Below are 24,147 nucleotides of genomic sequence, written 5' to 3'. Positions count from 1 at the left end.
CTGTTTATTTATTTCTATTCGATATATATATCAGCAAAATATTATAATCGTGCAAATAACGACAGAAAATCAAAAACTGAAGAAAGTGTTCTAACTAAGATTTACGAATTCTTAATCCTCTCGAAGTTAAACTACCATCTTCAGCCTAATTATTTAGCAATATTTTTATATGATAAATTTTAAAATAAATTTTTTATATGTTTGCCATTTTGGATACATAAGAATGCTGTCTAGAATTATATTCTGACAATAGACCTTCATACTCTAAAGTTAAACCATTTAAATTATAAAAATCATTTGGTGTTACTTCAAAGGCTTCTTTATTCAAAATATCTATTTCACTTTTTTCTAACATATCAGCAACAAAGTTTGAACATACATATTTATATTCAACTTTTCTGTGAATATTCATAGACAAATATATCAATGCCATTATATCATAATAGTAATCTTCTCTATAATCACTAATCAATTTTATATTTTTAAATAGATTTTCATATTGTAAATTATCTACTTCTAATGAATATACTCTACATACAGTGTTTTTTCTTATAGCATATAAGCCTTGATTTATATTTTCTTCAACAAAACCTCCAATAAATGGATTTCTTGGATTTAATCTCCCAAAAGAATACATTGGCTTTAAATTTTCATTTAATGATATTGACACATGTGTATACAGTTTTTTACTTATATTTCTTATTAAATAAGATAATACAGTTCCTGTATATGTTGTTACAATATAAATTTTATTCATCATTTCCCCCCAATCTAGTAATCTAGTAATTAAATAATATTATACACTTACAACTTAATGTCATAAAATATTCTAACATAATAAAGTCTATTTTACAAATTTTGATTTTAAAGTGCTTTAATATTATATAAAATATAATAAAAATATAAATATAAATTTTCTATATTTTTAACCAACAGATGTTTTCTTTAAATTAATCAAATGATTTAGTATATCCTGAGCTTTTCCAGAATCCTTCAGATAACCTAATGCCCCATTTATTTGTGATTTTAAATCTATTTCTACTTCCATATCCAAATCAACATTTCCTTTTTTTATAGATATATTTTTAAGTGTTACTGGATAAAGATAACTTTTCTCTAAAGTAATTTTATTTCCATTAACCTCAAATGGAACCTTTTTATTGTAATTACTTAGTATTTTTTCTAGCATTTTATCACTTATTTTAAATTTTCCAATCATTACATTTTCAAGACTTACAACCAAATCTTCATTTTTTAAAGTGGGTTTTAGTTCAAGCTCATATTGGCTATTGATTAGACCAAAGACCTTATATGGACCTGCCACTTTTATTTTTCCATCCTTCATCTCAACAAAATTATTTTCAAATTCTTTAATTCCGTGTTTATTCATTAATGTATATATTAGGTTTCTAAACTCTTCTTCTGAAACAGATACTTTTCCAACCATTCTAAGTGGATTTTTTACTATTTCCATAGAGTTTATATATGAACCTTTTGATAAATACTCTTCGTCTATGATTTTATTATTTTGTGAACTAACATCATATCTCTCTTTTGGTGTTAGTGTGTATACAACAATACCTGTTAACACTAAAATAATAACAATTAAACTTAATATAATCTTTGCAATCTTTCCCATCATAGTCTCCTTTACAAATCTGTCAACAGATTTAAAATAAATTTAGATAACTAACTTCACATAATATTCTTAACAATATACATATTATAATACAGTCTTTTAAAGATTAATTCAACTAATCTGCTTTTTTGTAAATAAACTGTAAAAAAACATGTTTTTAGTATAAAAGTTAATATTTTGCATAATACTCTTAATTACACCTTTATTTTTTTCTAATCTTGGATTAAAATTAATATTATGCAATACAGTGTAGTGTTCTGTATTATAAGCAAATTAAATAGGAGGTATAAAAATATGTCAAATGAAACGAACTCATCTAACTTTATAAAAAATATTATTATAAATGACCTAGAAACAGGAAAACATGACAATATAATAACTCGTTTTCCACCTGAACCAAACGGATATTTACATATTGGTCATGCAAAAAGTATATGTCTTAACTTTGGACTAGCTAAAGAATTTAATGGAAAGGCTAATTTAAGATTTGATGATACAAATCCATTAAAAGAAGATGTTGAATATGTAGAATCCATAAAAGAAGATGTTAAGTGGTTAGGATTTGATTGGAATGAATTAAATTTTGCATCTAACTATTTTGATGAAATGTACAAAAGAGCTTTAATCCTAATAAAAAAAGGTAAAGCTTATGTATGTGAATTAACACAAGAAGAAATGAGAGAGTATCGTGGTACTCTTACTGAACCTGGTAAAGAAAGCCCTTATAGAAATAGAACTATTGAAGAAAACCTAGATTTATTTGAAAGAATGAAAAATGGTGAATTTAAAGATGGAGAAAAAACATTAAGAGCTAAAATAGATATGTCTTCTCCAAATATAAACCTTAGAGACCCAATTATATACAGAATAGCTCATTCAACACATCATAATACAGGAGATAAATGGTGTATATATCCTATGTATGCTTTTGCCCATCCAATTGAAGATGCAATTGAAGGAATAACTCACTCTATATGTACTTTGGAGTTTGAAGACCAAAGACCTCTTTATGACTGGTTTGTCAGAGAATGTGAAATGGAAAATGTACCTAGACAAATAGAATTTGCTAGACTTAACATAAACAATACTGTTATGAGTAAAAGAAAATTAAAACAACTTGTAGATGAAGGTATTGTTGATGGTTGGGATGACCCTCGTGTTCCTACTATATCTGGGATTAGACGTAAGGGATATACTGCTGAAGCTTTACGTAATTTTTGTAGTGAAATAGGAGTATCAAAAGTTAACTCTACAGTAGACAGTCAAATGCTTGATTATTTCCTAAGAGAAAACTTACAACCAAAGGCTCCACTTGCTATGGGAGTTTTAAGACCTTTAAAATTAGTTATAACTAACTACCCAGAAGATAAGGTTGAAATGCTTGAAATAGAAAACAATGCTAAGGATGAATCTCAAGGTAAAAGATTAGTTCCTTTTTCTAGAGAATTATATATAGAACAAGATGATTTTATGGAAGAACCTATTAAAAAATATTTCAGATTTTTCCCAGGAAATGAAGTTCGTTTAAAAGGAGCTTATTTCGTAAAATGTACTGATGTAATTAAAGATGAAAATGGAAATGTAGTTGAAATACATGGTACCTATGACCCTGAGACTAAAAGTGGTTCTGGATTTACAGGTCGTAAAGTAAAATCTACAATACATTGGGTTGATGCTAAATCAGCTATACCATGTGAATTTAGATTATTTGAGCCATTGATTCTTGATGATTTACCTGAAAATGAAGGAAAGCATTTCTTAGAACAAATAAATCCTAATTCATTAGAAATATTACAAGGTTTTGTTGAGCCTACACAAGTAAAAGATGCTAAACCTTTTGATAAATTCCAATTTGTTAGAAATGGGTTCTTTAGTATAGATAATAAGTATACAACTAAGGAAAAACTTGTGTTTAATAGAATAGTTCCTTTAAAAAGTTCTTTTAAACCTGCTAAATAATTTTTATAACTAAAAAATGAAGACTTAAAATATAAATTACTTCTACTATAAATAAATTTAGTTAGAAGTAATTTTTTATTTTAGTCTTCATCATTTATTTTAAATAATTAACTTTTTCCACTACAGATTCCCATAACCTCTATTCCATCTTTTATACATTCTATATTGAGAGGAAAATCTGGACCTTTTTCCCCATCAATATCTGTTATAAGAGAATCTTTACATTCTATATCTACTTTTTTAGTTTTAAAATATAATATTTCATTTCCATTATATTGGTCTAAGTAATCACCCCTAAGCACACTTATCAAAACTGGTATTGATTTTGGAATTGGCATTCCTTTAAAAATAATTACGTCTAAATATCCATCATCTATTTCAGCTTTATATGCTAAATTTATATTTCCTGCTGTTTTTCCATTAAAAATCAGCATAAGATACATATCTCCATCATAATTCATCTCTTTGGAATATACTTTTATCTTAAACTTCCTCATATACAATGCTTCTTCTATTCCCTTTATATAATAAGAAATTCTTCCAAACGAATTCTTTAAGTCTGTGCTTATTCTTTGTGATACATCAGTAAACATACCTGCACTTGCGACATTTATAAAGTATTTATTATTTACCTTCCCTATGTCTATTTTCTTTGGCTTTGAATTTATGATTTCTTTTATAGCTTCTTTTATATCAAATGGAATTTGAAGAGCATTTGAAAAATCATTTGCAGTTCCTGTAGGTAAAATTCCAATTGGAATCTTTATATCTAACTCTTTCATTGAATTTACAACTAAATCTATAGTCCCATCACCACCTGCTATTAGTATATGGTCATAGGAACTATCTACTTCTTTAAATGCATTATTTACAGGTTCTTTAATATTCAATCTGTAGGGTATCAATAAATAATTTTCTTCTTGATATAATTCTATAATAGTATCTAAATTTGATAATATTTTTTTTTCACCTGAATTAGGATTGTATATAAGTTTTACTTTTTTCATTATTTCTCCTTACTTATTTTATTCTTTTAATATCCAAAGTCTTCGTTTAAGAAAATTACATGTATTCTTTCTGGTGCTAATTGTCTTTTTATAAGTGTATAGCTACAGCAGATTCTTCCTGGACTTGAACAATCTATACAGACACCAGTAGTCTTACAACCAGTATTTGTATTCAGTCTCTTGCAATTTGCTGGAGCAGCTATTGTTTTAGTTCTTTTTATAGCTTCATCTACATCTTTAACTATTTTATTTACACCTGCTACAACTATTACTTTATCTGGTCCATATATCATAGCAGCTACTCTATTTCCATTTCCATCTAGATTGTAAAGTTCTCCATTTTCTGTTATTGCATTAGTACTTGTAAAATAAGCATCTGCACAAAATGATTTTCTGTATATTTCTTTCATTTCTTCTGGTTTAATATCTTTTGCATATCTATCAAGAAAATCATACTTTTCTCTTATAAAGTCAATAACTCCTGTTTCAAATAAAGTCATAGAGCCTCCACAACCTACTAGAGAACCTACTTCTACTATTTCTTCAATTTTTTTAAGAAGCTCTTCTTTATTATTTACTAGATACCCTTTCATGTTATTATTTTCTAGAGATTTTATCGTTTTTTCTATTCTTTTTTCTTTAAGCCAATTTAGATTTTGATCCATCTTAACTTCCCCCTTATTTTCAATATGTATTAGTTTATTATAAATTTTATTTTCTTTATAACTTTATTTTAGTACATCTAAAAAAAAATACAATATAAAACTTTAAATAAGTTTTCCATAAATTTCTTTATAAGACTAACTCATAATTTATAATTAAAAAGGAAAGTAGATGTATTTTTCTACTTTCCCTATATTGTATGTAGTATTATATATTTTCTGAAATCTATATATTAATTATATGCTTTATTTTATTAAATATCACAATTGATTTAAGTGTAATATCATATTCTTTTTTAAACATATAAATTGTATTATTAAGTTTATTATATCCAATTTTAATAAATAATGTCACTAATTTGATGAAGAAGATGCTATAGCTGCACTTGTAGCTGCCATTACACAAGCAACTTGAATAGCAACAACAATATTTAAAAATATATTATTAGCTATAGAATCTATATTATTCTCTTTTTGTATTGAATCCGCATAAATAGAAGCCACAATAGCAGAACTAATCATTACTCTATTGCTTTTTCCTAAAGACCAATTCCCAAAACCTTTTTCTTCTTTAAGTCTATTTGAAACATTTTTTATATTTTCTATTATTTCATTTTCTTTATAATCTAATAACGAAATTGCTCCTATTATTGGATACCCATAATAATTTAACTTACAATCATTCTCTTTAAATGCTTTTTTAAGTTCAATAGTTTTTTTGCATTTACCCATAGTTCTATCTTCACTAAATAAAAGAATTTGAGATAGTGCTTGTAAGTCATTTCCTTTATAAAAACCATTTTTATTTAGAAATTCATAACATTTTTCTATATATTCTAAATCTTCTTCTAAATTTTTTGAATGAATTGCAATAAGTGCTATATTACAATAGTCATCACTAGATGTTAAAAATGGATGTTTTTTCTTCATATATTCGTACACTGTTTTCATTTTTGATATACATGTAATATAATCCATTTTATCTCTATTTTCATAGACTATTGATGCTGTAAGTGGTAGATATGTATCTCCCCAAAACTTTTCATTTTTAAGATTTTTATATATCTCTAAAATCATCTTAAAACTACTTTCTGGATTTGATTCAAATGAAAGTAGTGTTGCCATATAAAATATGTTATATCCTCTAAAGTTAGAGAATAATCCAGTATTTTTTTTAATAAGCTCTATTCGTTCTTCTACTACTCTAGGGCTTATCCTCTTGTTCTTAAGCGTAAACGCAAGTGCACAACTATGTTGAATTAATCCCATTTGCCAAGAACCTTTAATCTCATTTAATGCTTTATAATTTTCTATTAATAAGTTTATTTTTCCATTTATAAAAGTTTGTTCCATATTGCCCTCCCAGTAATATACATTGTTGTATTAATTAACTTAATATCTATTATATATGTAATAAATATTGCAATCAATACATATTACTTGAAGAAGTTCTATTATTCCATAATGATGTATCCTTTTTTATAGTGCCTTCCCATATTATTAACCCTGTCATAATACTCTGATTCACTTTCGTTACTCCATTTGGGTATAAATACATCTATCGCATTAGAATTGCTAAAATACTTACTAGACCCCCTATCCATAACGGTTTTTACTTTACCATCTACAATAATCTTAGTTCCAAAACTCAAGTGATTATTTGCCACAAAACCATCTTCTAAATCATCTCCTGTAGCAGTTATAGCTCCATATCCATTTTCTTGGTTAAGACTGGTGTAATAACTCACTTCAAATGTTATAGGAATTAAATCCTTTATTTTGATTCCTAGCTGGTTTTCTAGCCTCTCTTTTTGCACTTTTAATTTATACTCATCACTGTTTTTATAGTCTTTCATACCTTGATTATATTTAGAATTAAAGTTTTGACCTGAAGTTACTATAGTATCTATATTTACTATAGATTCTTTACAATGCTCCGCATCTATTTTTGTTTCTCCATTTACCAATAATGGAGTTAAACATACACTACATACAACACATGTAATCAATGCTTCTTTAAGCTTCATAAATTCCCCCCTTATTATTTTGATATATTAGCATATTTAATATTATATGTCTACATTTAGATTTAAATGCCACACTCATTTGCTTTAAGAAGTTGTCTTATACTTAATTCACCCTAAACCCTTATAAATCCTCCATCTTAGAATCATATAGTACAAAGCTTTTATGATTAAATATATTTTTTATTAATCTTTTTGATAGCTCAAAACTACTTCTATTTAATTTTTCTATTTTTAAGAATTTAAGAATTTAAATTCTATAATTTTAAAACACATTGATTTTATTTTTTTGAAATGCTATAATTTTTTTAAGAGGTGATTAATATGATAAAAAATACAAAACAAATTACAATTGAAGTTAATGAAGTTTTATTACAAGAAGTATACAAAATGACTAATAATGAAAATAAAGATTTATCAAACTTGATAAACGAATCAATCATAAATTATATTCTTGAAAATAGAAAAGACAATATTGAAAATAAAGACTTAGAAGAAGTAATTGATTTCTACAAAAAAGAGAATATAGAAAAACCTAAAAGTGCAGCAAGAGCTATTGCTGAAGCAAAAACTCATACGTTATATTAAACAAATAAAAAGTTCCTAAAAATTAGGAACTTTTTATTTGTTTAATAGCTATTAATATCTATTTTAATAATATTTATTTCATATTTATAAATACTTATTTAAACAAGAATATAATCTAATACATCGTCATTTAATATACCTAAAACAATCAATATAAAAATAAAATTACAACTTTTAATATACCTAAAAAACAATTCATTTGTATAAATAATAAAAAAATTTTATTTTTCTATTTAATAACCAATATTTAGTTAAATTCTGATTAACTCTAAGTCTAATATAAAATCAAATCTTAATAAATTTAATTTTATATTAGACTTAGAGTATTAAAATGTGTTAGAAAACTAAGAATACTTAATAAAGAAATCTATGTATTTTACAGTTTACTCTACTTTTAATTCATTTGAATAATTATTGTAAAAACTATTTATTTTATGATAATTAAATTTATTTTAAAAATAACTAAAAAGTTTTAGTTTTTATATACTATTAAGTGCCTAAATGTTCATACATTTAAACGTACAATTAATACAAAAAATATATATTTAAAGTTATTCTTGTTGTTAATCTCAACAAACTATTCATCTTTTTTAATATCTTTTACCCATTTTTCAACAGAATTTAATTCTTCCTCATTTACCCCCTTTTTGAACAATGCCTTCATAAAGCTTTCAATAGAACTTCCATGCATATTATCTAGAAAAGTTTTTGTTTCAAAATGTAAATATTCATCTTCTCTAATAATAACTGTATAATGTGTATGTCTATCTATCTTTTTCGCATCTAAGAATTGCTTATTTACTAATCTTGATAAAAGTGTTAGTGTTGTAGTTTGCTTCCAATCATATAGTTTTTCCATAGCTTCAATGACATCTTTTGATGTTACTGTAAAATCTGACCCCCAAATAAATTTCATGACCTTTAATTCTGCTGGTGGTATCTTAGTAATAGTCATATGATTTTACACTCCTCTCAAACTTATATTTTCAGTACTACCCAAACATATAAAATCCCAAAGTAAAAAATAAATTTTATTTTTATATATATTAAGTATAACAGATTATTAAGTTAAAATTCTAATATTTAAGATAATATACCCATTTTATAATCAATAAATATCAATCTTTGAAATAACTATAAATTTATTTCAAAAACTATTTTTGAGTTTATCCATATGTTATAATAAATGTATAAAATTTTGATTGGTGGGTTATATATGAATGCATTTATTAGAAAACGAAACAAGAATTATGTAGTTTATCTCGAATTTACAGATGAAGATACTGGAAAGAGAAAACAAAAGAACATGGGTATTTTTGATAAAAAAAGAGATGCGAGCAAAAGGTTAAATGAAGTAAAGGAAAGTCTATATAAAGATGGCTTTTTAATTCCAAACGAAATCACTGTCTCAGAATTTCTATTAGATTTTTTAAAAAAGTACAGTGAAAATATATCATTAGCTACATACAATAATTATGTTAGTATTTGTAAGAATTATATTAATCCCTCTATTGGTAAATATAAAATACAGGATTTACATCCAATTCATATACAGAACTACATTGATAAACTATCTCATAAATTGAATCCTCAATCAATTAAGATTCATATAAATATATTGAAACTTGCAATAAAAAGAGCATACAGACTCAAATTAGTAAAAGAAAATATTATGGATAATATAGAAACTCCAAGATATAAAAAATTTAAAAATGAAATTTATGACAAAGAGCAAATGATAAAATTGTTGAACTTATCAAAAAATACATATATGGAATTACCTATTAATTTAGCAGTTGGTTTAGGTCTTAGAATTTCAGAAGTTTTAGGTTTAACTTGGGATAATATTGATTTTGAAGAAAATACAATAACTGTAAATAAGATAACAGCTCGAATTAATGGCTCTGTAATTCTTAAAGAACCCAAAACGGAAAGCTCTATTAGAAAAATATCTGCTCCAAAGGAATTAATCTTTTTACTAAAAGAATATAAGATAAAACAAAATAAAAATTTATTAAAGTCTTCTATTAGAAATAGTCGTGACTTGTTATTTTTCAATAAAAAATGTGAACCTATTGCTGAAGATGTTATGAGTAAAAAATTCAAAAGATTTTTAGAAAAGAATGACTTGCCCCACATTAGATTTCATGATTTAAGACATTCACATGTTACTTTACTTATAAATTCTAAGGTACCTATAAAAGTTATCTCAGAAAGAGTTGGTCATTCAAATATAAATACAACCTTAAATGTTTATTCCCATGTTCTAAAAGAAATGGATAAAGAAGCATCTGACAAAATTTCTGAAAATTTATTTAATGCCAATTAATATTACATTTTTTTAATTATAATTACTCTAGCCTTTATCATCTATAAAATTAATTTTTACTACTAATAAAATTAAAGCTAAATTAATATTCAAATTTAATTTTATAATAGAATAGTTAAAATATATTTATTACAAAATAGTTTTAGTATTATAAACACAGCTTCTACTTCGTAAATTAGGAGGATTGTTATGAAAAAAATTATATTCAGAAAAGCTACAACAGATGATATGTTAGGTATTAATAAGCTAGAATTAGATGTTTTTTCGGTAGAACAAAAGATTCCAAAAGATATAATCCCTATTTCTTAAGATATTGATGAAATTTTTATGGAAGCACGTGACACAACAGTTAAAATCATTTGTAGTTTAGGTGGTATTGTTACTGGTAAAGCTGAAGATTTTTATGATGAACCAGTAACTCCTATAACTTTACAAAAAATATATTATCATAAAAGAGAATCTCTATAGACTTATGAAATTATACTATATAATTTTTGCTTATTATGTCTCCAAACATTATTGTAATTTGACCCAATGTAAACAATTAACTTAGATTTGGAGACATATACTTTTTTATAATCTAAAAAATCCATATATATTTCTATCCATGATTCCATTTGTGTTATCTCTATAATTCTATTTACTAAAGTATATATACTAAATAAAAAACCTCCTAATATTTGATTAAAAACTTACACACTTATATAGCGTATTCTCAAACATTAAAAGGTTTTTATTCTAATAATTATAATTAGTAAAAATTATATTTAAACTAATAATTATTTATCTCTCCCATACATTTTAGCTAATTGTTCTTGTATCTCTTTACTTTCTAAATACTCATCGAAATCCATCTTTCTGTCCATTAGTCCATTTGGAGTTATCTCTATAATTCTATTTGCTATAGTAGATATAAACTCATGGTCATGAGAAGTAAATAAAAGCACTCCTGGGAATTTTTCAAGTCCTTTATTGACAGAAGTTATACTCTCTAGGTCTAAGTGGTTAGTAGGGTCATCTAACACAAGTACATTTGCATTTGAAAGCATTAGCTTACTAAGCATACATCTAACTTTTGATATTTTAGAATTTCCGTTTAAAAGCATTCTAATTACTCATATCTTACTATATATTAACAGAAAAATCAATAATAAAAATAACAACTATTTCATTATGTAGAAAATTTTTTACTCATTATATTTATTAATATATATAAATTAGCATCTATGTAAACAAGTATTTGTAATGATTAGATTATATATGTAAGGTATATTTATACTAATTAAAATTAACATTTTAATGTAAATTAATCTAAATAAAAACTGTCAGAGAAATATACGCTTTTAGCATCCTCAACTAAATCACCTTTTAGATTTTCTCCATTTTCTCCAATAATTTTTCTAACTGAATCAGATTGAAATTTAGGCCATGACATACTTATAGAAATTTCATACTTTCCATTTACTAATGGCTCATCAAGCCTAGAAAATTCTCCTGTTTCTGCATATCCATCTTTTATAGTTACCTCTGATTGTGCATTATAATTTTTTTCTCGACTTCCTTCATCTTTAAAAAGACTTACTATTAAGACTGTATCATTTGGTAAATTTGTTTTGATTTTAATATTAGGCTTCATATCTTTATTTTCTACATTATAATCAATAAAAACATTTATTGGATTACTCACATACTTTAAACTATTTGAAGATTTTTCTTCATTATTATCAGAATCATATGTGTTTAGATTTTCTTCTTGATTCAAATGTTCTTCTTGTTGCTGTGAAGAATTATATTCTTTTTCAAGTTGTTCCTGTTTTTGTATTGCTAATTCCTCTTTCTTTTTTTCACTTTCATCATGTATAATAAATCCTACACCTGTAATTATTATGATAAAAAACAAAGTTATTGCACTTTTAAATTCCATACTATTCTCCCTCATTTATAAAAAACTTAAAAAACTATTCCCCTATCATCTTTAAGAAGTCATCCTCAGAAATTATTTGTATTCCAGTTCCTTCTTCATGGTATTTATATGCTTTTTTCATTTTAGAACTCATTTTTCCATCTTTCAATACACGATAATCTTGTTCCCCTAATATAAGAAAATCAGTATCTTTTGTTACTCCATTACCTAAAATACCACCTACATCTAACACCATTTGACTAGCTTCTTTTCTAGTCATACTCTGTAATGTTCCTGTAAAAATCACCTTTTTCTCAAAGAATTCATTATCTTCATTAAATTCATCTGTTGTTGCTACAAGTTCTTTGGCAATATTTTTATATATTCTTTTTCTAGTACTAAATGGATTATATGTATTTGAAAGCAATTTCCCAGTTTTCAATTTTAATTTTTCAAGTAAACCTTCTATATCTGTTACATCATGGGTATTTAAGATGTTTAATAAAATTTTAGCTGATACAATAGCATCTTCTTCAGCATTATGATGTCTAAACTCAATGTTAAATTTTTCTGCTAATGTATCTAATTTATAATTTAGTTCATTTATCCAAGTTTTTTCTGACAATTTATATGTACATATATAGTTTAAATTAGGATAATCAACATTAAATGCATCAAACCCACATCTTAAAACACTCATATCAAATGAAGCATTATGAGCTACAATTATTTTTTCTTTAAAATATGGATAAAGTTCATTCCAAGTTTCTACTATATTAGGTTTGTTTGAAACCATTTCTTCATCTATTCCATGTAGATATGTATTATATCCATCAAAATAAAAAGGCTCTGGTTTAATTAAATGCTCTCCTGTTTTAACTATTTCGCCATTTTCTACTATTGCATATCCAATAGAACATGCACTTGATCTCTCTGAATTAGCTGTCTCAAAATCAATTGCGACAAAATTAGCTTTGTTAGTCATAATATTCCCCCTAAAATAATATATTTAAATAAATTATAACATATTTTTCCATGCTAAAGTTTACACAATTCTATCAACGTAAAATAGCCCTCTAGGAGGACTACTCTTTATTAAGCTCTTTTATTATTTTCTTTACAACTTCTCTTTCACTATCATTTAATCTTGCAAAAGTTAAAAATACATTTTTTAGGAAATTGTCATCACCTGAAAACATCTTACCCATCATACTTGCTAATTCAAAATCATCTGACCCTTTAAGCATTTCACCTTTACCACTTCGTAACCATTCCTCATTAACATTAAACTCATTACAAATTTGAACAATGAGCCTATCATTTATTTTTCTGTCTCCTTTTTCAATTCGAGAAATAGTTGGTGGAGTTAACATTAATCTATCTGCAAAAGCTTTTTGTGAAAGACCTAAATGTTCTCTTAATATTTTTATATTTTCTTTCAAATTATCACCTCCTATATAAATTATATAATTATCAATTGCCTTAGTCAATATTTTATCTCTATAAAATTATTTTAGGCATTTTTATATTGACATAGGAAATAAAACATTTTAATATATAAATATATACCTTAGGTATTTTATCATTTCCTTAGGTAACAAAAAGGAGGTTTTATAAATGACAAACTTAAGTAAACAAGATAAAGATTTAATAGAAATGATAAATTCTTTTAGAAACATAGACCATTCAAAACAAAAGCTTATATGTGAGTTATCTAATAGTATTTTAGGAAACAAATACATACAACTAGATGAAAAACACCTATTAGATGTCTTTAATGAATACGTTCAACAAGATAACTAAACAACTTTTCTCAATAAATTACATAAGTTAGAGGCTATTCTCATAAACCACTCTAACAAAATTAAATTATGTGAGGTGAATATATGAAAAAAATATATAGTATAGACTTGATGTATAAAGATGGAACATATAAAAGCTTTAATGTAATATCTTCAAAGGGAAAACTAGGATTTAAACAAGAAATATTAAGTACTTTAAGAAATAAAAAATATTATAATTTTGCTCTACTACTAGACAATAGAATTAGAAAAGGAACAATCTTAGATAATGAAATAGCTTATTTTAATATTAATTTTTCAAATCTATTCAATCAAAAAAGTAAGTAATTTAAGGAGGTAATTTAATGATATGTTTTATTAAAGATATAAACAATATAAGCCTTTATGATGCTTATAGATGGCATACTATAGGACTATCTTTTATTATTCGTGATGGTAAATTAAAAGGATTTACTAGTTAGGAGGTTTAAAATGAATCCTATGCAACAAATGGTAATGAGGGAGTTTAAAGATTTAAATAACAAGCTAGACAATATATTGATAGATAGTATAATTCCACAAATCACTGCATACTTTGAGGAGTTGGGAACTACTTCATACAATAAAGTAATAAAAGATTCAAATGAAATAAAGGAAATGCTAAGGTGTAAATATAATAAAGATGAAATTGATACTAAAAGGAATAAAGTTGAAACACTATTATCTGAATTAATTGATTATATTGCTTATCACTTTACTCTAGGATTTATAGATAGTAAAGAGTTTCACATTATTCTAAATGACTGTATAGAATTAGTAACACCAGTAATGGATGAGATGATGCTTCTATCTGCTTCATGTAAAATATTTAATAATAAAGTAGGACTACAAACATTTTTCAAGATGAAAAAAGCATTTAATGAGTTGCCTAAATTGATAAATCTAGCAATGTTTGAAATTATGGAGCCATATCTTTTTTATATTGAGGATGAAGTCATTAATTTATCATCTTTTATTTTTAAATATGAGCAAAAAATAAATCCATTAGACAAAATTCAAGAAATTAAGAATAACTATAAAATAGAAAATATATATAATTATAAAGAATTAAATAGAAAGCTTGAAAAATTAGGTTTTAAATATGTTAGACAAACTGGTGACCATAGAATATTCAAAAATAATAATGGTAATTCTCTATCTGTACCACAACATACTCTTGGTAAAGGGCTAAGCAGAAAAATACAGAAAGATGCTCAACAACAAAATAAATTATAAGATTAGGTAGGTGCTAATTATGGAAGATAGATTAATTGAAATGTTAATACATATAAGAAAATTTAACATGGAAGCTTACAAAGCAATAGTAAATATTGCTGAGGTTATCTATGAAATTGAAGGAGAAAAACACCATGAAAAATAATTTAAAAGATGAATTGATAGAAATAATAAAAAATATAAAAACTCAAAAAGGTGTTGCAATAATATATTCTTTTGCTAAATCATATACCAATGAGTGAAATTTTATTAAAACTTGATAATATATTTTATGAACGATAAATTTCCAGATGTAATCAAGTTGGTTACAGTTGATTAAAGTTTAATAAGGTATTACGAATCCTTTCAAAAGTGAGGGAGGGACGGACATTTTGTCCTTCTCTCTGTCTCTCTTTTTAAAAGAAGGTAATAAAACTACTCTCTTTTTTAGGTTATCATATAATTGCAGGTCTTTTGACTATACTAATTTTAATATCACTTACAACAATCTTAATAAGTCAGTATGAATTTTATTTTAAGATTAATTTAATTAGTGCTTATCTGATAAGCAACATTATTATTTTTAATTTAAATTAAATAATTAATATAGAAATAGAATTGTGTTAATTTTTGTATTAATTGAAACAATTTAATACCTAAAACTACATAAAAAATGGCATTTAAGTCTGAAAAAACAGGCAAATATGTCAATTCATGCTGTCCCAAAAAAGTCATTTTGATATATAGTCAAATGGAATAATTTTGGACAGTGAAATGACAAAAAGGAGGCATTTTATAGGTGAAAAAGCAATTTATAGGTGATTTTTTTACATTAGAAAAGTTAACTCTATTCTCCATTAGTGGATAATTTCCAATGGGGACAAATGGTCACTTTTGAATATAATCTATATTTTTGTATGAAAAGCGTACCGAGCATAAGTATTACTTGACCGACGTTTTTCGTTGTCTGAATTTGTTGTCGTTCTGAACGACAACTATTTTAATTTTACCTTTTAAAATGTAAAACCTATTCATTTACATACTATCGTTTTCCAAATATTTTGGATATCGTTATAACCAACTTCTAAATCCAAACTATTTGGGATAAGCATATCTTGCATAACTGAATTGTAGATGGTGTATCCAAAATGGGTACACCTTAACCAACGTAAAAATTCGTTTATTACTTCCCCAACTTGTTGAGAATATTGTTATTTGTAGTATTGCATAATATGCATTTTAGAGTTGTACATATATTACACAACAACCTACCTTCAATAGGTATACTCTCATATTATAGTTTAAATAACTTATATCTAACATGTGCGTGTTAGCCACACGTGATAATTATACTTTTCTCCCACAAGTGGTCTAAACATATTCAACGTGTCCGTTTCAAGGACAGGTATCTAAGTATTATAACTATTATTTAGAGTGTTAAATATTGCAACTCGTGAAATGCGAGTTTCTAAATAGAGTATGTATTAAAATATTATCTAACTCAAAGCTGAATTTTCAGTCATCCTTCACACGGATACCTATGGCAAATAATTCTATTGTAATTAATTTAAAAATATGAAAATCGTACTTTTACTGACCACAAATTTATGGTGAGCTATTATTTAATTTTGTTACTAAATCAAAAAAGTATTTCAAGAAGCTATGACAATTATTCTTAAAACAATCACAAATAATTATACATTATAATATAATTCAAACATGTTATACAGGTGTATGTAAGATTAAAATTCAAGATAAGATACTAATACTTTAATTAAATAGAATTAAAATAATACTACTATTTATTTGCTATTATATCTTGATTTATTTATTAATAAGATGACTTTTGTTTAATTATGTATTATTATTTGATTATATATAATTATAATAGGAGGATAAAGCATGGATTTTTTTATTAATACTATAATTTCTGGAGTTATCTATGATTTAATTAAAAAGGGAGCCATTATAACTGGTCAAATAATAAAAAATAACTTAAATGTTCAACTACTTGATGATACTATCTATGATGAAATTGCAAATAGAATTAACTTATTATCATATAATGACAAAAATAATCTAGAAAAACTTAATAATGCTATTTCAAACAATAAAGAATTAAGTGAATTTTTAAGTAAAAATATAGTTTATAAGACAGAGTTTGCAAAACGATTAGATTATGTAATATCTTTATTAAACCAAGAAAATTTACATGAAAATGTTAACCTTGAATTATTGGGTGAATTTCTTGGTTTCGAGTCAGTTAATCAATTAAAATGCTATTATAATAATTATGAAGAACCTACATATAAATTTATAGATAATATAGCTGAAAAATTAGGAATAAATAAAACTTGGCTAAAGAATGGAAATGGACAATTACTATATAGTAGTTTTAATATAACAGATATAAACATTAATACCTTTAAGAATATAAAAAATAAAAATCCAAAAAGTATAATAATTGCTTTATCAAAGGATAATGATTCTGCTAAATTGGGGGTAATCTTAAAAATAAATAAGTTCAAATATGAGTATTCTAATTATCTATATATATGTAGTAATCCTGATCATGGTGGTAGAAATAAAATATTTGATATATATAAATTAATGCAGGATTTTATGCTTTATATGAGACCCAATGTTTATGAACTTTCTGAGGCTGACTTTAATGATGTTTTTTTAGGAAAAAAATACCCTGGAACTGTAAAAAGAAAAGGTAAAGAAAAAGTTTTATGGCTTGATGATTTTCTTTATATAAATTACCCTATAAATCAGAGATTACTATTTGAAAATGAGTATGGACAATATTTTGTAGAATGCCAAGATGCAATTAGAAATAAACTACAAAAAAATTCAGACAAAATTTAAATTTATTAGAGAATAAACCAATTCTTAAGCTTTATATACAAACTTACATAGAGTATTTTCATAAGGGCGAAAACATATTGATATCGCCCTTGATTTCTTAAACATAGTTTGATTTTCTTCGTATAAAAACTTATGATTTAATAAGTTCTTCATTATTGCTATATTCACATTTATTTTTATCTAAATATAAAAAATCTACTTTTTTATTCACGCTATCATCTATTTTAGCTATTTGCTGAGTAATATATAAAAGCATTAATTTCGCTTGCTTAGTATCAAGTAAAGACTTATTGAAAATCGATAAAAATATCTCCATGGGCTTACCATTAGAAGTATCACTACAAAAATCTATAAATTTAACACAATCATCTTTATTTGCTATATATGTTTTTAAATTAAAACCTTCTAAAGTAGAAAAATAATTTACTTCCATTCTATTGTCATTATTTATTCCCCCTAGCATAATATTAAAGTCATTTTTATTTTTTATATATATTTGTTTTGATATTTCAAATATTTGTTTTGATACTGTATTAATTAATTTGTCATTAGTAAAACTTGATATTTCTATGAAATCTTGTATCTTCAAAAAAGATTCTACATCTCCTGTAAATCCTAAAATTATATTCCTATTTTTTTTTTTTATTTTTTGAAAATCCTCTTTAATTACTTTTTCTCCTGTATCTTTATAGAAAGTTGCTCTTTTATCTCCAGATATTAATATATAATCTGAAGTTACAAATGCCATTACTAAGCTCATATAATTATCTCCTCTTTTTATTTATCTATACTTCTTTTATTATATCACCAATCTCAACATAAATTTAGGCAAAAAAATAAAAGGTGATAAACAATCATTTAGACTGTCTACCACCTTTTATTTTACACTATGACTTAATATTTCTCACAATTTCCTTACATACTTTTTTTTCTATCTCCTTACTATACTTTTCTAAATTAGGCATTACATCTCTAGTTACATTACCTTGGACAACAACTAATGGAGCATTATAATTAACTTCTATTTGCTCACTTCTTTGATTATTATTATTAATATTACTAACACTTGTTATAGGGGATGGATTATATCTCTGTGATGAATAATCAACATTCAAAGATTGTAATGACATACCATAATCAGCTTTACTTATGGTCTCCATAATATTATTTAAATCTTTCATTTTTTCAACTGCTGTATCTAAATTCTTTATAAGCTCAGTCTTTATTAAATCACCTGTAATGCTTAACCCATCTCCATACTTATCTGTAAACTCTAACATAGTATCTTTTAGTTTACTAAAGCTTCCATCTATATTTTCAAACATACCTGAATCTAAAGCTTCCTTGACTAGTTTCTTTATGTTAATATCTGAAAACTTTTCCTCTAAATCTTTTATAGTTTTATCTGATTCATTCTCAAGCCTTTCACTTTCATTATCAAACATATTATTAACTTGGTCATCTATATGGTCTTGTACTAAGTCTTGAAGTTTTTTCTGTTCTTCTTTTAATTGTTTTTGTAAATCTTGAAGTTTCTTTTGCCCACTTAGAGATGTATCTCTTTTAGCTATATCTATTTGTTTCTCTAGTTCACTTACTTTATCAGATTGTTCTTGGTAATCATTCTTATAATCTGCTTCTTTTCTAGCATCATTATAAGCTTTTTTCTCTTTATCTAATGCATCTGTTTTAGCCTTTAACTCTTCTTCTATTACTTTTTTATGTTCTTCTAATTGCTTCTTATATACATCAGTAACCTTACCTTCTATATCTTTTATAGTATCCAGTTGTTTTCTATATGAATCTTCAATTAGTTTTTCTTGTTCCTTATTTACATCCACAATAGAATTAGTTATACTAGCGATTTCTTTTTCAGCATCTGGAATCTTATGAATAAGTAATTCTAAATATGCATCAACAAGTTCTTTTGCTTCATCAAAGTTTTTATTTTCCTTTTTTAGCTTTTGTAACTGTTGAATATAGTTTGAAATATCTCCATTATCTCTGAATTCAAATCCAAATTTTTGTAATTTACCTTTTAGTTCTCCTTGAACTTGTTTCATGTAATCAGTAGTTTCAGCCAACTCTTTTTTATATTTTTTAAGAAGTTCTATTTTTTTCTTTAATAATTCTTCCTTCTCATCCTCAGATGCATTTTGCATTTTAACATTAATTAGTTCTAATTCATTTTTAACTTGTTCAACATCTTTGGATATGGAAACCCATGTAGATTCTTTGTATAATTTATCTTGTTCTTGTTTAAGTTTCTTTACTTCCTCAGTAGCATTATTAATTTCATTAGCTATTGATTGCCACTCTTCTTGACACTTTGGTAGGTCTGTAAATGTAACCTTAATATATTGTTCAAGAATCTTTTTAGTCTCTTCTAATGATTTCTTTTTCTTTTCAATTGACTTATCATCACCTGATTTACCATCTAATTCGATTAGCTTTTGTTGTATCTTTATTAAATTTTCTTCATAGTCTGTAATATTACCATCTGCATTAAAGTGAAAAGTATATTCTTTATTATTTCCAAGAAGTTGTTTAAGTCTACTTTGTTCTTGAGATAAATATCCCTCTTGCCTTTTTAGTAGTCTTTGTTGCTCTTTGTAAAGTTCGTTTTGTTCTTGAAGATATTTAATTTTATCATTATCAGATGCATTCTCCATTTTCTTACTTAATAATGATAATGAACTACTTACTTTATTAATTTGATTTTCTAATTCTTTTAATATTTCTATATCATATTTAAAAGATGCATCTATATTCAAGTTGATTGGTGTATCTATTGTCAATTTTCTACTATTATTTGACATAGTTGCTCTATTATTTCTAGATGTAACGTTTGGTTCATCCTGTATCTTGTTTATTGCCATTGGCTCTGGTGTAGCTCTTTGTATTGACTTATTGTCTTTATCTGAATTATTATTTCCACCAGTAGTAGTATTTGTTACCTTATTAGTACTAAATGTAGTAGTGAATGTTTTTCCTGCATAATTTTCTTTAAATGACTCTATCTTCCTGATAAGTCCCGATATATTCTTTGCAGCGACGGAAGTTAGTGCATCAAATTTAGTTTTGATAGTCTTACCACCATATTTATTATCATAACTTTTAACTTTATTAATTAAACCTGTTACATTTTTTGAGCCTTGAGCTGTCTCTGTTCTAAATACAAGTGTCTTTACTTTTAACTTAATAAAATCATTTACTCGTGTAATTAAGCCACTTATATTTTTAGCTGCGATTTGAGTTTTAGCAACTATATTTATTTCATATTTTCCTTGTCCAACTTTTTGGGCTTTTTCTGCTAATTGATTTAACTGTTCTGCTGTACCTTCTACCCCTTTTGTAGTTATTTCTGGTTCAGCTTTTTTCTCATTAACTTTATCAGCTTCTTTTCCAACAGCTTCTATTTCTTCTTTGCTTTTTTCTGCATTAGTAACCTGTACATCTGTTTTAACTGTCTTATTACCTTTATCAGTTTCTTTATTAGCTTCTTTTGCCTTATCTAATCCATCAATTTTAATATCATACTTTTGTGCAATTTTTGGATTTTCTTTTAAGTATTTAATTATATCATTATAAGTTTCGGCTTTATTAATCGCATCAGTATTTTCTAATATAAATTTTGTTTTATATTCAGTTGGTATTTTATCAAATATCTCTCCAACTAACTTTACTTTATCAGAGTTAATACTACCATTTTCAATAGCAATATTAATTTTAGCTGACACTTTATCTTTGGCAAATTTATTTTTTATTTGTTCGTTTACATCATTTGTTTTTACATTAGATGTATCAATCTCACCCTCTGTAATCTCTAAATCTTCTGTTACCTTTACCTTATTTTCTCCAAACAATCTATCTGCTTCAGCTTGAAGATTATCAAAATTAGGATTTTCTTGTTGTAGTTCAAACAATAAATCTGCTGTGAATTTTATAACCTCTTTTGAATTAGTTATATTTCCATCTGAATCTTTTTTTATTAATCCATTAACAAAATTTCTTATATCTTCTGGTATATTTTGATTATTAGTAAAATCAATCACAGTTTGTATATCAACATCACTTACCCCTGTTATTTGTAAGCCTTCAATAGCTGAATTTAATTCATCATATTGTTTTTGTACTGCAACTGCTAGACCTTCACCAGATTCTAACTGTTGTCTAGTTCTATTAAATTTTTTTAAAAATACATCTGTTGAATCACTAGTCCTCAAGAATTCTTTATCTAATGTTGTTAATAACGATATCCAATCACTTGATTTTGTACCAGTTTTATCAGCAATAGTCTTACTTAACTCTTGCATTTTTTTATTATAAGAACTTAGATTTCCATCTTTAGATAGTGAATCATTAGCATCTTCTATTTCTTTTTTAATATCTGATAAATTAATTTTTCCATCTGATGCTGATTTAAATAATTTATTCATAGCACTTTCTGCATTAGATAATTGCTCTTGTGTCTTTATACCACTAAAATCTAAAAAACCTTTTAATTCATCAAATTGTTTTTTAGCATCATTATTTTTACTGGATTTAAAAGTACTACTTGACTTAACTGTAGCAAATACACCTTCTTCAACCTCTTGAGCTACCTTCTTAGCTTCTTCTAAGCTTCTTTCACTTTCTTTTTGTGCATCTTGTGTTAACTTTTCTTTTTTTCTTAAATGTTCATTATATTTTTGTATATACTTTTCTCTATCTTTGACTTCTGCTCCCTGAATCTGACCTCTTATAAATCGGCCTTCTTCCTCCAGCTTAGTCATATCATCATTATATTTTCTTTGTATATTTTTAACTTTATCTACATCTGTTTGGTATGAGTCAGCAGCTTTTCCTGTAAGTTTATTTCCTTCTTTATCACGCTTACCACCCTGTTTGTCTACTGCTATTTCAGCATTATCTATCTTATCAAAACTAATTAAACGTTCTTTTTTCTCTATAGCTCTATCTAACTCTGAACATAAATCTTCTGCTGAACCTTTCATTTTTAAAATTGGATTTCCATCATCATCATATCCATTTACTAACTCGGGCATTAATTCAGCTATTTCTTTTGTTAATACTTTTAATCTTTCTGCCTCTTCATTACTAAGTTCAGATTTATTTTTTAATGTATCATATTCCTTTGCTATATTTCCAATCTTTTCTTTTGTTTCTTGATAAGCTTTCTTTTCTCTCTCTAAACTTTCTATATTTCTTTTCCTCTGCTCATATAACTTTCCATCTTGGACACTGTAATCATGTAAAGCCTTTACAGCTACTCCAATACCTGCAACTGCTAGTAAAGAAAATGCTCCTTGCAAAGAAAATAATTTAGTAGTTAGATTTCCTAATTTAGTTAATAAACTTGTTGATGTTCCTGTTGTAGCTGTCATAGCTGCTTTTATATGTCCTATAATAAGCGTTAAATTTCCTCCAACAATAATCAATTGTCCAAATGCAATAAGAATTGGTGCTAAAGCTGCTGCCATAGCTGCCATCTTCACAATAGATTGTTGAGAAGATTCACTGAGATTAGTAAACCAATTTGAAAGTTGTGTTATTTTTTCTATTAAACTCGCAAGAACAGGCTCCATTGCCTTAAATGCTTGTATACCTGCACCTTCTAAGGCTGATTTCATATTTGTAATTGCTCCACCTAAATTATCTTTCATTGTTTTGGCAACTTCCATTAATGAACCTTTTGAATTTCTTAGGTTATTTTCTAAATCATCATACTCATCGCTAACTCCTGCCAGCATTTTCATTAAACTGTCATACTGCGTCTTACCTCCAACCATTGCAGCATATTGTGCTTGCTCTGCTTCTGTCAATTTAGAAGTTCCATCTGCTGCTACTCCAAGCTTTTGAGCCATTTCCTTTAATACTTCAATTGTATCTCTTTGCTTCCCTGTCTTCTTATCAAATAAAGATATTTTTAATTTTTCTAATGCTTTACCTGCTTGACCAGCCTCAGTTATTAAATTTGAGAATACTGATATAATAGCATTTCCTGCCTCTGCATTTGTTACATATAGGCTCTTTATCCTATATTCTTAAAGTTTCCTCTAAGTATCGGACTATCTCTTTACCCTCGTCTTTTACGTTAGGATAGAATGCACTCGTGGACATTTCAACA

Annotated in this window: 21 protein-coding genes and 1 pseudogene; 9 read left to right on the top strand and 13 right to left on the bottom strand. The window is 25.8% G+C overall.

Annotation, left to right across the window (positions count from 1 at the left end; genetic code table 11):
• Window positions 1–193: 193 nt before the first annotated feature.
• Complete coding sequence (locus KGF46_RS05570; RefSeq protein WP_227827931.1) at window positions 194–757, bottom strand: hypothetical protein; 564 nt, start codon at window positions 755–757, stop codon at window positions 194–196.
• Window positions 758–925: 168 nt separating this feature from the next.
• Entirely contained in the window at window positions 926–1,639 is a 714-nt protein-coding gene (locus tag KGF46_RS05565; RefSeq protein WP_227850325.1) for a DUF2140 domain-containing protein, read from the bottom strand.
• 294 nt (window positions 1,640–1,933) lie between these two features.
• On the opposite strand from KGF46_RS05565, the gene KGF46_RS05560 reads away from it, so the two are divergent.
• Window positions 1,934–3,598, top strand: a complete 1,665-nt coding sequence (locus tag KGF46_RS05560; protein ID WP_227827929.1) for a glutamine--tRNA ligase/YqeY domain fusion protein — start codon at window positions 1,934–1,936, stop codon at window positions 3,596–3,598.
• A gap of 107 nt (window positions 3,599–3,705) precedes the next feature.
• Here KGF46_RS05560 and KGF46_RS05555 read toward each other — a convergent pair whose 3' ends face one another.
• From KGF46_RS05555 to KGF46_RS05540, 4 genes are all read right to left on the bottom strand, one after another.
• Entirely contained in the window at window positions 3,706–4,605 is a 900-nt protein-coding gene (locus tag KGF46_RS05555) for a YegS/Rv2252/BmrU family lipid kinase (RefSeq protein WP_227827928.1), read from the bottom strand.
• Between the two features lie 26 nt (window positions 4,606–4,631).
• Entirely contained in the window at window positions 4,632–5,270 is a 639-nt protein-coding gene (locus tag KGF46_RS05550) for a lactate utilization protein (protein ID WP_227827927.1), read from the bottom strand.
• A gap of 351 nt (window positions 5,271–5,621) precedes the next feature.
• On the bottom strand, window positions 5,622–6,620 hold the full coding sequence (locus tag KGF46_RS05545; RefSeq protein ID WP_227827926.1) for a DUF4003 domain-containing protein: 999 nt from the start codon (window positions 6,618–6,620) through the stop codon (window positions 5,622–5,624).
• Between the two features lie 101 nt (window positions 6,621–6,721).
• Complete coding sequence (locus KGF46_RS05540) at window positions 6,722–7,294, bottom strand: hypothetical protein (protein WP_227840537.1); 573 nt, start codon at window positions 7,292–7,294, stop codon at window positions 6,722–6,724.
• Window positions 7,295–7,615: 321 nt separating this feature from the next.
• Here KGF46_RS05540 and KGF46_RS05535 point away from each other — a divergent pair, with 321 nt between their 5' ends.
• Entirely contained in the window at window positions 7,616–7,879 is a 264-nt protein-coding gene (locus KGF46_RS05535) for a hypothetical protein (protein WP_227827924.1), read from the top strand.
• A gap of 577 nt (window positions 7,880–8,456) precedes the next feature.
• Here KGF46_RS05535 and KGF46_RS05530 read toward each other — a convergent pair.
• Complete coding sequence (locus tag KGF46_RS05530) at window positions 8,457–8,834, bottom strand: BlaI/MecI/CopY family transcriptional regulator (RefSeq protein WP_227827923.1); 378 nt, start codon at window positions 8,832–8,834, stop codon at window positions 8,457–8,459.
• 261 nt (window positions 8,835–9,095) lie between these two features.
• Here KGF46_RS05530 and KGF46_RS05525 point away from each other — a divergent pair, with 261 nt between their 5' ends.
• Both KGF46_RS05525 and KGF46_RS05520 read left to right on the top strand, forming a co-directional pair.
• Window positions 9,096–10,208, top strand: a complete 1,113-nt coding sequence (locus KGF46_RS05525; protein ID WP_227827922.1) for a tyrosine-type recombinase/integrase — start codon at window positions 9,096–9,098, stop codon at window positions 10,206–10,208.
• Window positions 10,209–10,535: 327 nt separating this feature from the next.
• Window positions 10,536–10,676 (top strand): hypothetical protein, encoded by a 141-nt coding sequence (locus KGF46_RS05520; RefSeq protein ID WP_227827921.1) that lies wholly within the window; start codon window positions 10,536–10,538, stop codon window positions 10,674–10,676.
• Between the two features lie 311 nt (window positions 10,677–10,987).
• Here KGF46_RS05520 and KGF46_RS05515 read toward each other — a convergent pair.
• The 4 genes and pseudogenes from KGF46_RS05515 to KGF46_RS05500 all read right to left on the bottom strand — a co-directional run.
• A pseudogene (locus tag KGF46_RS05515) lies at window positions 10,988–11,287 on the bottom strand (ABC transporter ATP-binding protein); the annotation flags it as partial.
• A 227-nt stretch (window positions 11,288–11,514) separates the two neighbouring features.
• A complete protein-coding gene (locus KGF46_RS05510) occupies window positions 11,515–12,132 on the bottom strand; it encodes a hypothetical protein (RefSeq protein ID WP_227861859.1) in 618 nt (205 codons plus the stop codon).
• Between the two features lie 34 nt (window positions 12,133–12,166).
• Window positions 12,167–13,096 carry an exonuclease domain-containing protein gene (locus KGF46_RS05505; RefSeq protein WP_227861858.1) on the bottom strand — a complete coding sequence of 310 codons (930 nt, stop codon included), beginning with the start codon at window positions 13,094–13,096 and terminating at the stop codon, window positions 12,167–12,169.
• Between the two features lie 100 nt (window positions 13,097–13,196).
• Complete coding sequence (locus KGF46_RS05500) at window positions 13,197–13,553, bottom strand: helix-turn-helix domain-containing protein (RefSeq protein WP_227861857.1); 357 nt, start codon at window positions 13,551–13,553, stop codon at window positions 13,197–13,199.
• Window positions 13,554–13,728: 175 nt separating this feature from the next.
• On the opposite strand from KGF46_RS05500, the gene KGF46_RS05495 reads away from it, so the two are divergent.
• From KGF46_RS05495 to KGF46_RS05480, 5 genes are all read left to right on the top strand, one after another.
• Complete coding sequence (locus tag KGF46_RS05495) at window positions 13,729–13,914, top strand: hypothetical protein (protein WP_074081244.1); 186 nt, start codon at window positions 13,729–13,731, stop codon at window positions 13,912–13,914.
• Window positions 13,915–13,997: 83 nt separating this feature from the next.
• Window positions 13,998–14,240, top strand: a complete 243-nt coding sequence (locus KGF46_RS05490) for a hypothetical protein (protein WP_021415764.1) — start codon at window positions 13,998–14,000, stop codon at window positions 14,238–14,240.
• Window positions 14,241–14,384: 144 nt separating this feature from the next.
• The gene (locus KGF46_RS05485) at window positions 14,385–15,167 is read left to right on the top strand and encodes a type II toxin-antitoxin system HicA family toxin (RefSeq protein ID WP_021425572.1); all 783 of its coding nucleotides are present in this window, start codon (window positions 14,385–14,387) and stop codon (window positions 15,165–15,167) included.
• Window positions 15,168–15,186: 19 nt separating this feature from the next.
• Window positions 15,187–15,312 (top strand): hypothetical protein, encoded by a 126-nt coding sequence (locus KGF46_RS19990; RefSeq protein ID WP_021404787.1) that lies wholly within the window; start codon window positions 15,187–15,189, stop codon window positions 15,310–15,312.
• A 1,736-nt stretch (window positions 15,313–17,048) separates the two neighbouring features.
• Entirely contained in the window at window positions 17,049–18,017 is a 969-nt protein-coding gene (locus tag KGF46_RS05480) for a hypothetical protein (protein ID WP_227861856.1), read from the top strand.
• A 130-nt stretch (window positions 18,018–18,147) separates the two neighbouring features.
• Here KGF46_RS05480 and KGF46_RS05475 read toward each other — a convergent pair whose 3' ends face one another.
• Window positions 18,148–18,777 (bottom strand): hypothetical protein, encoded by a 630-nt coding sequence (locus tag KGF46_RS05475; RefSeq protein WP_227861855.1) that lies wholly within the window; start codon window positions 18,775–18,777, stop codon window positions 18,148–18,150.
• Between the two features lie 127 nt (window positions 18,778–18,904).
• Window positions 18,905–24,055 carry a phage tail tape measure protein gene (locus tag KGF46_RS05470; RefSeq protein WP_227861880.1) on the bottom strand — a complete coding sequence of 1,717 codons (5,151 nt, stop codon included), beginning with the start codon at window positions 24,053–24,055 and terminating at the stop codon, window positions 18,905–18,907.
• Between the last annotated feature and the right edge of the window lie 92 nt (window positions 24,056–24,147).

Origin of the sequence: Clostridioides sp. ZZV14-6153 (assembly GCF_020657855.1) — a bacterium.
In the GTDB taxonomy this organism is placed as follows: Bacteria; Bacillota; Clostridia; order Peptostreptococcales; family Peptostreptococcaceae; genus Clostridioides.
Note: the sequence above shows the minus strand (reverse complement) of the source record. Positions and strands in the feature narration are given on the sequence as shown.